Raw genomic sequence first — 12,683 nt, forward strand, 5'->3', positions numbered from 1 at the left:
GGTTGATCGTTCCCACGCTCTGCGTGGGAATGCAGCCCGGGACGCTCTGCGTCCCATTGGAACGCGGAGCGTCCCTTGAGACATTCCCACGCAGAGCGTGGGAACGATCGGTGGGGGCTACTTGGACTTGAGTTTCAGATACGACTGATGCAAATCCGAAGCCCAGCCATCGATCACGCTTTTGACGTCATCGGCCTTCATCACCTGAGTATCATTTTCCAGCGGCTTGCCCGTGCCTTTGCGCACCACTTGGGCCACTACGCTGTTGTTGCCGCCATCGAGAAACACCGCCTCCGTCGCCAACGTGGTTTCCTGATCACGAACCCCGCTGGCCGTGCTGACCGCCGCCGCCACCAACGCAATCGGGATCACTTCATAAGGCTTGAGGCCTTCGGTCTTGCTGCTGACCGCAGTAATGGCCGCACGCACCACGATCACACCAGGCCCGGGACCGGTGGCCAATGGCAGGGATTTACCCAGTTCGCGCTTGAGCGCCTGGTCGTAGTAACCGGTGATGCCGTTAAGCGTGGCCTGGGGGATTTTCACGGTCGGTTGCGGCTTGGGATAGAGCTGGGTCGGCTCGATGTAGACGCTGGTGAACTTATCGATCTTGAGTTTGGGGTCCATCCAGCGCATCACTTCGGCGCCCGACGGCGACTTGGCTTCCTTGAGCTGGCTGTAGTCCTTGAGGAACCCGGAATACTGGTCAGGTTCGACCACTTTACTGGAGCAGCCGACCACCCCGATCGAGGCGATGCACAGAGTGCTCATCATTAACGCAAGCTTCATGCTGTAACTCCTGTAAGAGGTCGAAAACGCGCCTAGGTAGTTATAGCCAAATATCCATATTTTGCCGTCATCATCATCGAAGGTTCATCCAAGCCGGTGGCTCAGCGCACAACGCCTATTTGACAGACGCTTGCCATCCGGCAAAGCTGCATCGAGCTTCAAAGCGCGCCCTGAACGGCCAACGCACTCGGACTACGGAAGTCGCAATGCCGAAGCATAAAAATAAAGGTGTAAACCTAAACCCTGATGCGCAACCGACCCTGATTAACCGCTACCTGTTTCCCGTCACCATCGGTGTATTGCTGCTGGCCGTGGCGGCGATTGGCGGGTTTCTGTTCAGTAGCAGCGCGCCGGTGTCTGTGAAGCCTGCCCCCGTCAGCACGCCCATCGCTCAACCGGCCAAACCGATGGTGAACGCGGCACCGGCAACGATGGTCGATGAGCAGCAATGCCAGGGTTGCCACACCGAGCAAGTCAAAGATTGGCAAGGTTCCCATCATCAATTGGCGATGCAACCGGCCACCGCCGAGACGATGCTCGGGGACTTCAACAACGTCACGTTCAAGGCCGAAAAAGAGACCACGGTGTTCTCGCGCAAGGGTGAGGACTTCTGGGTCCACACGCCGGGGATCGACGGCAAGAATGCAGATTTCAAGGTCGCCTACACCTTCGGCATCGCGCCGCTGCAGCAATACCTGATCGAGGTCGGCGAAGGTCGGTTGCAAGCCCTGGGCGTGGCCTGGGATACCGAGAAGCAGCGCTGGTTTCATCTGTATCCGGGCCAGGGCGTGAACTTCAAGAACCCGCTGCACTGGAGCAAGCCGAGCCAGAATGCCAATTTCATGTGCGTCGAATGCCACACCACGGGCTACAAGCGTAATTTCGATGCGGCGAAAAACAGCTTTGAAAGTCACTGGAACAGCCTCGGCGTCGGCTGCCAGGCGTGCCACGGGCCAGCGTCCAATCATCTGGAATGGACGGCGAAAAAAGGTGACTTGATCCACGCCGGTTTTGCCGTCGATCTCAAGGACAAGAACGCCACCGTCGAACTGGAAACCTGCGCCCGCTGCCATTCGCGCCGCGCACCGTTGGGCGATGGCTATACCGTTGGCAAGCGCATGATGGACGACTATCTGCCCAGCCCCCTCACCCGTGAACTGTATGCACTGGACGGCAAGATCAAGGACGAAGTGTTCGAACACGGCTCTTTCGCCCAGAGCAAAATGTTCGACAAGGGTGTGCGTTGCAGCAATTGCCACAACCCCCACAGCACCGAACTCAAGGCCCCGGGCAATGGCGTGTGCCTGCAATGCCACAACACCGCTGGCAAGACGGCGGTGGCAGGCGTCGATGGCAAGGGCCTGCAAGCGAAGAACTACGATTCCATCGAACACACCCGCCACACCCTGGGCCAGCCGGGTTCGCAATGCGTCGATTGCCACATGCCGGGCAAGTTCTACATGGGCAACGATTTCCGGCATGACCACAGCTTCAGCATTCCCAACCCTGAGAGGGCTTCGAGGCTCGGCACGCCGGACGCCTGTTTGACCTGTCACCAGGGCAAGGCCGGGGACAAGGTCACCGAGCAGTTCAAGCTCTGGAACACTGCTACCGCGCTTCAGGCGCCCCGTTACGACGAAAGCCTGTGGCTGATCCGCAATGGTCAACCGGGCGCGGCACACGCCTTGTACGAGCAGTTGCAGCGCAGCAACCTGCCGGCGATTCAACGAGCGACCCTGCTGGCCGAACTGCCGCTGTACCCGAGCGAGCAAGCGCTGAAACTGGCGACCCAGGACCTGAGCAACCCGGCGCCACAAGTGCGCGAAAGCGCGGTGCGGGCGATCAGTGCATTCCTGCCGCCAGCGGAGCGCGCGCCGCTGCTGATGCCGTTGCTCGGGGACTCGGTGAAAGCCGTGCGGATCGTCGCCGCCCGGGATCTGCTGAGCGTGGCCCACAACGGTTTTGGCAGCGCCCAGGCCAATTGGAACGCGGCCATCGCCGAGTACGAGGATGTGCAGAAAAGCCTGGCGGAACGGGCCGAAGCCAACCTCAACCTGGCGATGCTCTATCAGGCCAGCGGTCGCACGGCGGAAGTCGAGCCACTGCTGCGTACCGCGCTCAAGCGTGACCCTGACTTCTACCCGGCGCTGGTGACGTTGGTGCAATGGTTGGAGGCCAGTGGCCGCGCTCAGGAGGCGCAAGCGCTGCTGGAACAGAGCGTCAAGGATCACCCGGACGCGGCGCTATTGCTGCATACCCAGGGCCTGTCGCTGATTCGGACCGGAAAAACCGCGCAAGCCATGCCCTTGCTGCGCAAAGCCGCCACGCTCGAACCCCAGAGTGCGCAGTACGGGTATGTGCTGGCGGTGGCGTTGCATGACAGCGGCAAGGTGGATGAGGCGTGCCTTGAACTGGAAAGGCTATTGAAAGTGCAACCGGCGAATCGTAATGCGCGGTTGTCGCTGATCCAGTACTACCTGGAGAACGGGCAGGAGACGAAGGCCCAGGTGTTGTTGCAGGGTTGGAAGAAAATGAACATGGGGGATCCGGCGTTGAAATGATTGGGGCTGATCTGAGGGCTTCTTCGCGGGCAAGCCTCGCTCCTACAGGATTGTGGTCGGACACAATTAATGCGTACGACCCGGACCTGTAGGAGCGAGGCTTGCCCGCGAAGACGTCAGCTCAACCAACCCAAATCTCTGGACCCATCATCACCAGGACGACCCACTCTGCGCCGCCAACGCCCGCCGACTATTGGCCCGCATCGCCTTGATCAACGACACCGTCCCCACCAACAGAATCGCCGCGCCAAACAGGAAGTCGATGTTGTACAACTGAAAATCCTGCAACGGCCCCACCAGCATCACCCGAACCGCACCAATTCCCACTAGCGTCGCAAGGAAATCGATACCCGGTTCATCGCGATAAAACACATGCATCAGCGGCAGGCAAATCACCAGCAACAGCAGCAGGACGATGACCTTGAACGAGCCTTTGCGCTCGACGCTGAACGCACATTCAGTGGTGGCGTAAGGTTTGTAATCCTCATCGCGCACCAGCGGACTTTTCTCGTTGATGTACTCGGCGCGGTTGTATTTCTGGATCGGCGTGAAGGTGTTCGACATGTCCATCACGGTGGTGACGTGGCGAAAACGCAGATCGATGCGCTCATTGCCCTTGAGGTAATACAGCACCGGTTTGTAGCCGTAGCGGTAAGTGTCGAAGGGAAACTCGGTGGCCCGGCCCTGCACGCCAATCGGTCGCGGCTCCAGTTCGGCGTAGGCGCTTTTATTGTCGGCGGCGAGGTTGCGGCTCAGGGGTTTGATCCGCACCTGTTCGAGGAAAATCGGCGTGGCGCCGAACGACCATTGCAACGGCTCCAGGCGCAGGCGCAATGCGTTGCGGCCCAGGTCGTAGCGGTTGAAGGTGCGCTCGGAAACGATGACCGAACCACCCAGCATGAACTCGCCGCGCAGGTTGTTGGTGACGCGCAGGGTCAGTTGATCCTTGCCCAGGGACAGCGCGTCGGCCGACGGTGGCGTGCCACACCAGGCGGTGCTGTCGTAAGCGCCCCCCAACTGCCCGCCACGGTTTTCCTGGAACACGTAAAAGTAGCCAGCCCACAGGGTCAGCATCAGCAGAAATGCCGTCAGCCCTAAAATCTTTTTGCCGAAACTCACAACGCCAGACTCCCTTCTTGATTTCGTCCATGTAGCCAGAAAAACAGCTGAATGCGCGGACTCTACCAAAAGGCCAGTACTGGCCCAAGCAAAATGAGGTGGCTAAGAAGATCCCTGTGGCGAGGGGGCTTGTCGGAATGCCGCATCACCCCGTTGGGGCGCGAAGCGGCCCCAGCACTCTTTCAGTTACACCGAGCGTGCAGGTTTTGCGCCTGCTTCGCAGCCGAACGGGGTGATGCGGCATTCCGACAAGCCCCCTCGCCACAAAAGCTTCCCCACATCAAAAATCAGCGGCGTCTGAATAATGGGCGCGGCTCGATCACTGACCGCCCATACAACACGCTCATCCCCGCCAACCCTTTGAGCGCATCTTCAGCCGACTTGTCCTCGCGCACCGCGAAACTATCAAACCCGCACTGGCGCATATGACTCAGTTGATCACGCAGCACATCCCCAATCGCCCGCAACTCCCCGACCCAACCCAGCCGCGTGCGTAGCAGATACGCCTGGCTGTACCCGCGACCATCGCGAAAACTCGGAAAATCCAGGGCGATCAACGGCAACAGGTTGAAACAGGATTGCAGGCTTTCAACCTCATCGTCCGGCCCAAGCCACACCCCGTGCCGAGCCGGGTGATCAAGCCAACGGGCCAACGGCAGAATCAATCGTCCCGCAGGCAATTCAGCGTCAACCTCCCGCACCAGCGTCCACGGATCCTCAAGATCAATCCGCGCCACGCCCTCCTCCAGCCGCAATAGATTGTTCACGCCGACACCTCCAGCGCTTTCGGATAAATCCGTTCCTTGAAGGGTTCCAGCCCGATGCGCTGCACCGTATCGACAAACAGTTCTTCAGTCTCGCGGTAACGCACGAAGGTGCCGATGATGCCCTCGATCACGTCGGGCACTTCGGCGGCGCTGAAGGACGGGCCGATGACTTTGCCCAACGCGCTGCGCTTGCCCTGGGCGCCGCCGAGGGTGATCTGGTACCACTCGCTGCCGTTCTTATCCACGCCGAGAATGCCAATGTTGCCGATGTGGTGATGGCCGCAGGCGTTCATGCAGCCGGAGATATTGAGGCTGATGTCGCCGAGGTCATGCAGGTAGTCGAGGTCTTCGAATCGCCCTTGAATGGCCTGGGCGATGGGGATCGACTTGGCGTTAGCCAGTGCGCAAAAATCGCCACCGGGGCAGGCGATGATGTCGGTCAGCAAGCCGATATTGGCGCTGCCCAGCCCTTGATCGCAGGCCAGGCACCACAGCGCGTACAGGTCGGCTTTGGTCACGTCTGGCAGCACTATGTTCTGCTCGTGGGCGATGCGAATCTCGCCGAAACCGAACTGCTCGGACCAACCCGCCACCGCGTCCATCTGCTCGGCTGTGACGTCCCCCGGTGGCGAGGCTAGCCCCGGTTTGGTCGACAGCACGACGCTGGCATAACCCGGCACTTTGTGCGGTTGCACATTGCGCGCGACCCAGCGGGCGAACGCCGGGTTCTGCGCCAGGCGCGTGCCGAAATCCAGGTCGGTGTCGGCCAACGCCTGATAAACCGGGGGAACGAAGGCACTCGCCACCCGCTCGTACTCGACGTCGGTCAGCTGCGCCGGGCCATCCTTGAGGTGCTGCCACTCCTCCTCCACTTCCTAGGCGAAGGCGTCGATGCCCAGGGCTTTGACCAGGATCTTGATCCGCGCCTTGTACTTATTGTCCCGCCGACCGTGGCGGTTATAGACCCGCAGCACCGCCTCAACGTAGGACAGCAAATGCTGCCACGGCAAGCCTTCGCGAATCTGCAAGCCGAGGATCGGTGTGCGCCCCAGGCCACCGCCGACGATCACCCGCAGTAGCATTTGCCCGTCGGCACCGGGGTAAAGATAGAGGCCGATGTCGTGCATCATGATCGCCGCGCGGTCCTGTTCCGCCGAACAGATGGCGATCTTGAACTTGCGCGGCAGGAACAGGAATTCCGGGTTGATGGTCGACCACTGCCGGAGGATTTCCGCCAGGGGGCGCGGGTCGATCAGCTCGTCCGCCGCCACCCCGGCGAAGGCTTCGGTGGTGATGTTGCGCACGCAGTTGCCGGAGGTCTGGATCGCGTGCATTTCCACCTGGGCCAGGCGTTCGAGGATGTCCGGCACCTGGGCCAGTGCGATCCAGTTGAACTGCATGTTCTGCCGGGTGGTGAAGTGGCCGTAGCCGCGATCGTAATCCCGGGCGATGCTCGCCAGGGTGCGCATTTGCCCGGCGCCGAGGGTGCCGTAGGGGATGGCGACCCGCAGCATGTAGGCGTGTTTTTGCATATAGAGGCCGTTTTGCAGGCGCAGGGGCAGGAACTCTTCTTCGCTCAGTTCACCGGCCATGAAGCGCTCGACCTGATCGCGAAACTGCGCGACCCGCTCGAACACCAGCGCCCGGTCATAGTCGTCGTACTGATACATGTGGTGGCCTCTCATCAGGGTTGAGCACAAAACCTGTGGGAGCGGGCTTGCTCGCGAAAGCGGTGGGTCAGGCGATATCCATGTTGACTGTGCCGCCCTCTTCGCGAGCAAGCCCGCTCCCACAGGGATTGCGCCGGGAGTCGGGCTCTGCGGCCCGTTTTCGATGGGGCGACTATGAACCTGCGGCGCAGCGCGTTACAGACCCACCTGAAACCTAAAAAACCGTATCAGAGCGCGGCAGATGGCCGCAGGCATGCTCCATATCTGATCCGCATAAATCGAGTTTTCCTGAGTCTGTTTTGTTTCCGGCAAGGTTCCTACAGTGCATCCCATGCCAGACCGGGTGGCCTGGCAAGACTTTGCATGGATGAACTGACCATGAGCACAGCAACAATCGGACAGGCCTACAACTACAAGGTCGTCCGCCAATTCATCGTGGCAACCATTGTCTGGGGTGTGGTGGGCATGGCCATGGGCGTGTGGATCGCCTCGCAACTGGTGTGGCCCGAGATGAACCTCGACCTGCCGTGGACCACCTTCGGCCGCTTGCGCCCGCTGCACACCAGCCTGGTGATTTTCGGCTTTGCCGGCAGCGCGCAATTCGCCGCCAGTTACTACGCGGTGCAGCGCACCTGCCAGGTGCGGCTGTACTCGGACACGCTCGCCGCGTTCACCTTCTGGGGCTGGCAATCGGTGATCGTGATCATGCTGATCAGCCTGCCGCTGGGCTACACCACCACCAAGGAATACGCCGAGATCGAGTTCTCCGGCGCGGTGTGGATGACGGTGGTGTGGGTCGCTTACGCCATCGTGTTCTTCACCACCGTGGTGCAGCGCAAGACTAAGCACATCTATGTCGGCAACTGGTTCTTCGGCGCGTTTATCGTGGTGATCGCCATGCTGCACGTGGTCAATCACCTGTCGATTCCGGTGGGCTGGTTCAAGTCGTACCCGGTGTATTCCGGGGCCACCGACGCCATGGTGCAGTGGTGGTACGGGCACAACGCGGTAGGTTTCTTCCTGACCACCGGGTTCCTCGGGATGATGTATTACTTCGTGCCCAAACAAGTGGGGCGGCCGGTGTATTCCTACCGGTTGTCGATCGTGCATTTCTGGGCACTGATCACCCTGTACATCTGGGCCGGACCGCACCACTTGCACTACACGGCGCTGCCAGACTGGGCGCAGTCCCTCGGCATGGCGATGTCGCTGATCCTGCTGGCGCCGAGCTGGGGCGGGATGATCAACGGCATGATGACGCTCTCGGGCGCGTGGCATAAGTTGCGCACCGACCCGATCCTGCGCTTCCTCGTACTGTCCCTGGCGTTCTACGGCATGTCCACGTTCGAGGGGCCGATGATGGCGATCAAAACCGTCAACGCCCTCTCCCACTACACCGACTGGACCATCGGCCACGTCCACGCCGGCGCCCTCGGTTGGGTGGCGATGATCACCTTCGGCGCGATCTACCACATGGTGCCGAAAGTCTTCGGCCGGCCGCAGATGCACAGCGTCGGCCTGATCAACGCGCACTTCTGGCTGGCGACCATCGGCACCGTGCTCTACATCGCGTCGATGTGGGTCAACGGCATCACCCAAGGCCTGATGTGGCGCGCGATCAACGACGACGGCACGCTGACTTATTCCTTCGTCGAAGCCTTGCAGGCCAGCCATCCGGGGTTTGTCGTGCGGTTTACCGGTGGCGTGTTCTTCCTCAGCGGCATGCTGCTGATGGCGTACAACACCTGGCGCACCGTGCGGGTGGCGGACGTGTCCATGGCTGAGCACGAAGCGCAGATTGCGTGAGGGTCGGGATGATGGAGATGCTGTTGAATCTGTTTGGCGTCGTGGGGTTTTGGCTGGCGATCGAGTATTGCCTGAAGCATCAGACGCCCGAGAGCCTGGAGGATGCGAGTTTGATGCCGTTTGCCGATGACCCGGAGGTGGCGAAGCGGGTGGAATTGGCGACAGGGAAGCAGGTGAAAGCGGTGGCGCCGGAAGAGGTTAAGCCTGGGTGGGGGAATTTGGAGGTTTGATGATCGTTCCCATGCTCCGCGTGGGAATGCCTCAAGGGACGCTCCGCGTTCCAATGGGACGCGGAGCGTCCCGGGCTGCATTCCCACGCGGAGCATGGGAACGATCACACAAGCACGCGGTTTGCTCCCTTTCCCCCTCTCCCCTCTGGGGAGAGGGCTGGGGTGAGGGGTGGCTCTTCAGGCTGGCAAGAAACTTCAGCCGCGCTCGCGGGGTATCAGGCTCTGCAGCTGCTGCGCCAGAAAGTTCGCATCGAAGGCAAAGGTATCCGGGTCTTTCAAACCATTGGTTTTGCGCCATTGCCAATTGGTTGCCGGCGGCAGGCACACCAGGGAAATGCTGCCGTAACGCGCGGCCGTCAGGCCCATCACCGCCAGGGAAATCTGGCCACCCACGCCCATCACATCCGGCACGAATTCCACCGGTTTGCCGGCAATCACAATCGTCAGTTTCTCGGTCTTGAAGGTCGACGTCTCGACCGGCACGCTCGGCCCGGATGCGACGTACAGCTCGCGGCTCACCTCCAGCAGGTTCGGCGCACCCACCGGTTCCAGCCAGTGCTGGATCTGATCGAACAGCTCACCAATGCGCGTCGCCCACACGGCCGATTGCGACTCAAACAATTGCTTCTTGTGCGCTTCGCTTTCTGCGTAGTGGCGAAGCATCTCGCCCAGTTGCTGTACGTCGTCCATTGCGGTGTTCCTTTGGTTGAAGCGGTGCTGCGGACTTTGAGCATGGCAGATGCCAGCGACCGGCGTACGACTAAAAGCGTGAGCGGTACTGGCTGGGGGTCATGGCCAGGTGTTTGCGAAAGGCACTGCCCATGTGCGACTGATGGGCGAACCCGGCGTCCAGGGCAATGCTGGCCAATGGCAGGTCGGTTTGCTCGATCATCCGTCGAGCGGCCTGAAGCCTGACTTCAATCAGGTAGGCGTGCGGCGTGAGGCCAATGGTTCGGGTGAAGTCGCGCAGAAACCGCAGTTCGTTGTGTCCGTAAGTGACGGCCAACTGCTCCAGACGCAAGGGTTGATGGAACTGTTCGGCAATCTGGTCCAGTACCCGGGTGAACGCCTTGGGTGGGGTCCGGTAATCACTTTGCACACTCGCCTGCCCCACCAGCTGCAATGCCGCGTGTTCGAGCGCTAGACCGTCGGGTTGCGGATCGAGCAACAGGCGGCGCAACGTTCGGGCCAATCCCAGCGCCTGGCTTTGGCCCAGTGACTGCACGCGATGATTGACCGACGGCAAGTGCTGACGGGCAAACTGCTCGTCCAGGCGCAACAGCAGGTATTCGCCGCCACTGTCTGACTCGGAAAACACCTCGACGCCGACCGGGGTATGCGCCAATACGCCGGGCAGTGTGTCGAAGTCCACCCGGCGGTCGGAATCGATGGCATGCACGCCTTGCTGGCGCTCCAGGGTCACGCCCAGCGTGTGCCATTGCGCCGGATCCCGGGCGCTGTAGGCCGCGCGCGGCAGCAGTTGCAGGCAAAGTCTGTCGCCCAGCAGGCGGTGGCTCAGCATGTGAAATTTCCTGATAGATCGACGCTCGGATCCACGGGACACTCTCCATCAAAGGGTAGCCAACCACAGGAGCACAGCATGCGCACCATCGGCCTTATCGGCGGCATGAGCTGGGAGTCCAGCGCCGAATACTATCGCCTGATCAACCAACAGGTCCGCGACCGCCTCGGGCCGTTGCGCTCGGCGCAATTGCTAATGTACAGCGTCGACTTCGGGCCTGTCGAACAGGCCCAGCACGCCGGGCGCTGGGACGATGCAGCGGCGATTCTGGTGGATGCCGCGCGCAGGCTTGAGGCCGGCGGCGCCGAGTGCGTGGTGTTGTGTACCAACACGATGCACAAGGTTGCCGGGCAGATTCAGGCGGCGATTGGCATTCCGTTCCTGCACATCGCTGACCCGACTGGTCAAGCGGCAGTGAATGCCGGGACGCTGAACGTCGGGTTGCTGGGCACCGCGTTTACCATGGAACAGGATTTCCTCAAGGAGCGCCTGACGGCCAAGGGATTGACGGTCCTGGTGCCGGAAGCCGAGGAACGCCAGGCCGTGCACCGGATCATCTACGACGAACTGTGCGTCGGGGTGATCAGTGAAACGTCGCGCAAGGTCTACCAGCAAGTGATCGAGTCGCTGACCCGGCGCGGCGCCCAGGCGATCATCCTCGGTTGCACGGAAATCGGCCTGCTGATCAAACCCGAGCACAGCGCCCTGCCCCTGCTCGACACCACCGAACTGCATGCCCGGGCGGCGGTGGCGTTTGCCTTGGGCGACTGACTCAACCGGCCTTGGGCGTGGAACGCAGCCGCGCCATGCTCAAGGCATCCACCAGCACGCCGTCACGCACGGCGTAGTCGCGCAACAGACCTTCGTCTTTAAAACCGAATTTGCGGTACAGCCCGATGGCCGCAGCGTTGTCGGCGTACACCGAAAGCTCGACCCGGCGCAGGTTCATCCAGTTGTCAGCGACGTCCAGCGCCGTCGCCAGCAACTTCGAGCCGATGCCCCTGCCCTGCCATTCCCCGGCGACGCCCATGCCAATACTGCCGGCGTGACTGCGGCGAATGCGCGAAAACTGCTCCAGACCGATATTGCCGATGACCACCCCTTGATGCAGCGCTATCAATTGCACCACGCGCTCGTTCTCCGGCATCAGGCGTTTGCGCCAGACTTCGGTAGATTGAAACGGCATTTGCAACACCTGACGGGTGATCGCGGGATCGTTGTAGAGCGCGGTGATACCGTCGATGTGGGTTTCGCTGAAACGCTGAATGGTGATGTTGGCGTCGGTGGTCGGCATGGTGATTCTTCCGTGAAACGTACATGGCCCCCCACTCTAAACCAACCGCAACAGCATCCGGTAGGATGCTGTCGAAGACTGTGATCCTTTGATCCCGGCATCGGCATACACCGCCAATCCCTGTGGGAGCGAGCTTGCTCCAGAAAAAGGGGACGCATTTATTTAACAGACTCACTCAAGCGCCGTAGGAGCAAAGCTTGCTCGCGAAAGCGGTTTCACAGTCAACATTGAGGGTGGCTGACACGACGCTTTCGCGGGCAAGTCGAATCGTCGCACCGCTCGCTCCTACAGGGGATCGGTGGTGTACACAAATGTTGTGCATGGCGCTGAACCATTGTGGGAGCGAGCTTGCTCGCGAAGGCGGTTTCACATTCAAGATTGAGGGTGGCTGACACGACGCTTTCGCGGGCAAGCCTCGCTCCTACGGGGATTGGCGGTGTACGTAGATGTTGTGCATGGCGCCAAATCAGTGTGGGAGCGAGCTTGCTCGCGATGGCGGTTTCACATTCAAGATTGAGGGTGGCTGACACGACGCTTTCGCGGGCAAGCCTCGCTCCTACGGGGATTGGCGGTGTACACACATGTTGTGCATGGCGCCAAATCAGTGTGGGAGCGAGCCTGCTCGCGAAGGCGGTTTCACATTCAAGATTGAGGGTGGCTGACACGACGCTTTCGCGGGCAAGCCTCGCTCCTACGGGGATTGGCGGTGTACACACATGTTGTGCATGGCGCCAAATCAGTGTGGGAGCGAGCCTGCTCGCGATGGCGGTTTCACATTCAAGATTGAGGGTGGCTGACACGACGCTTTCGCGGGCAAGCCTCGCTCCTACAGGGGATCGTGTCGCATACAAATTCCTGACTCACCACAAAACCACTGTGGGAGCGAGCCTGCTCGCGAAGGCGTCGTGTCAGTCAACATCAATAG

Annotated in this window: 10 protein-coding genes and 1 pseudogene; 4 read left to right on the forward strand and 7 right to left on the reverse strand. The window is 60.8% G+C overall.

The window, feature by feature from the left end; translation table 11 throughout:
- Positions 1–117: 117 nt before the first annotated feature.
- A complete protein-coding gene (locus tag BK667_RS16470; RefSeq protein WP_123598269.1) occupies positions 118–789 on the reverse strand; it encodes a DUF3313 domain-containing protein in 672 nt (223 codons plus the stop codon).
- A 206-nt stretch (positions 790–995) separates the two neighbouring features.
- Here BK667_RS16470 and BK667_RS16475 point away from each other — a divergent pair, with 206 nt between their 5' ends.
- The gene (locus tag BK667_RS16475; RefSeq protein WP_123598270.1) at positions 996–3,350 is read left to right on the forward strand and encodes a tetratricopeptide repeat protein; all 2,355 of its coding nucleotides are present in this window, start codon (positions 996–998) and stop codon (positions 3,348–3,350) included.
- Between the two features lie 150 nt (positions 3,351–3,500).
- Here BK667_RS16475 and BK667_RS16480 read toward each other — a convergent pair whose 3' ends face one another.
- From BK667_RS16480 to nirA, 3 genes and pseudogenes are all read right to left on the reverse strand, one after another.
- Positions 3,501–4,469 (reverse strand): hypothetical protein, encoded by a 969-nt coding sequence (locus BK667_RS16480; protein WP_123598271.1) that lies wholly within the window; start codon positions 4,467–4,469, stop codon positions 3,501–3,503.
- A gap of 287 nt (positions 4,470–4,756) precedes the next feature.
- The gene (locus BK667_RS16485; protein ID WP_123598272.1) at positions 4,757–5,236 is read right to left on the reverse strand and encodes a DUF934 domain-containing protein; all 480 of its coding nucleotides are present in this window, start codon (positions 5,234–5,236) and stop codon (positions 4,757–4,759) included.
- Positions 5,233–6,906, reverse strand: a pseudogene (nirA, locus tag BK667_RS16490) (nitrite reductase NirA). The gene BK667_RS16485 and the pseudogene nirA overlap by 4 nt, the downstream one beginning before the upstream one ends.
- 378 nt (positions 6,907–7,284) lie before the next feature.
- On the opposite strand from nirA, the gene ccoN reads away from it, so the two are divergent.
- Together ccoN and BK667_RS16505 are read left to right on the forward strand one after the other, a co-directional pair.
- Positions 7,285–8,712 (forward strand): cytochrome-c oxidase, cbb3-type subunit I, encoded by a 1,428-nt coding sequence (gene ccoN / locus BK667_RS16500; RefSeq protein WP_123598402.1) that lies wholly within the window; start codon positions 7,285–7,287, stop codon positions 8,710–8,712.
- An 8-nt stretch (positions 8,713–8,720) separates the two neighbouring features.
- Positions 8,721–8,942, forward strand: a complete 222-nt coding sequence (locus tag BK667_RS16505; protein ID WP_123514936.1) for a cbb3-type cytochrome c oxidase subunit 3 — start codon at positions 8,721–8,723, stop codon at positions 8,940–8,942.
- Positions 8,943–9,137: 195 nt separating this feature from the next.
- Here BK667_RS16505 and BK667_RS16510 read toward each other — a convergent pair whose 3' ends face one another.
- Both BK667_RS16510 and BK667_RS16515 read right to left on the reverse strand, forming a co-directional pair.
- Positions 9,138–9,632, reverse strand: coding sequence for a hypothetical protein (locus BK667_RS16510; protein ID WP_123514934.1), 495 nt, complete (start codon positions 9,630–9,632; stop codon positions 9,138–9,140).
- Positions 9,633–9,702: 70 nt separating this feature from the next.
- Positions 9,703–10,464, reverse strand: coding sequence for an AraC family transcriptional regulator (locus BK667_RS16515; protein WP_123598273.1), 762 nt, complete (start codon positions 10,462–10,464; stop codon positions 9,703–9,705).
- 78 nt (positions 10,465–10,542) lie between these two features.
- Here BK667_RS16515 and BK667_RS16520 point away from each other — a divergent pair, with 78 nt between their 5' ends.
- A complete protein-coding gene (locus BK667_RS16520; RefSeq protein WP_123598274.1) occupies positions 10,543–11,235 on the forward strand; it encodes an aspartate/glutamate racemase family protein in 693 nt (230 codons plus the stop codon).
- Position 11,236: 1 nt separating this feature from the next.
- Here BK667_RS16520 and BK667_RS16525 read toward each other — a convergent pair whose 3' ends face one another.
- On the reverse strand, positions 11,237–11,758 hold the full coding sequence (locus BK667_RS16525) for a GNAT family N-acetyltransferase (RefSeq protein WP_123598275.1): 522 nt from the start codon (positions 11,756–11,758) through the stop codon (positions 11,237–11,239).
- Between the last annotated feature and the right edge of the window lie 925 nt (positions 11,759–12,683).

The organism is Pseudomonas frederiksbergensis (genome assembly GCF_003732705.1).
Classification (GTDB): Bacteria; Pseudomonadota; Gammaproteobacteria; order Pseudomonadales; family Pseudomonadaceae; genus Aquipseudomonas; species Aquipseudomonas frederiksbergensis_F.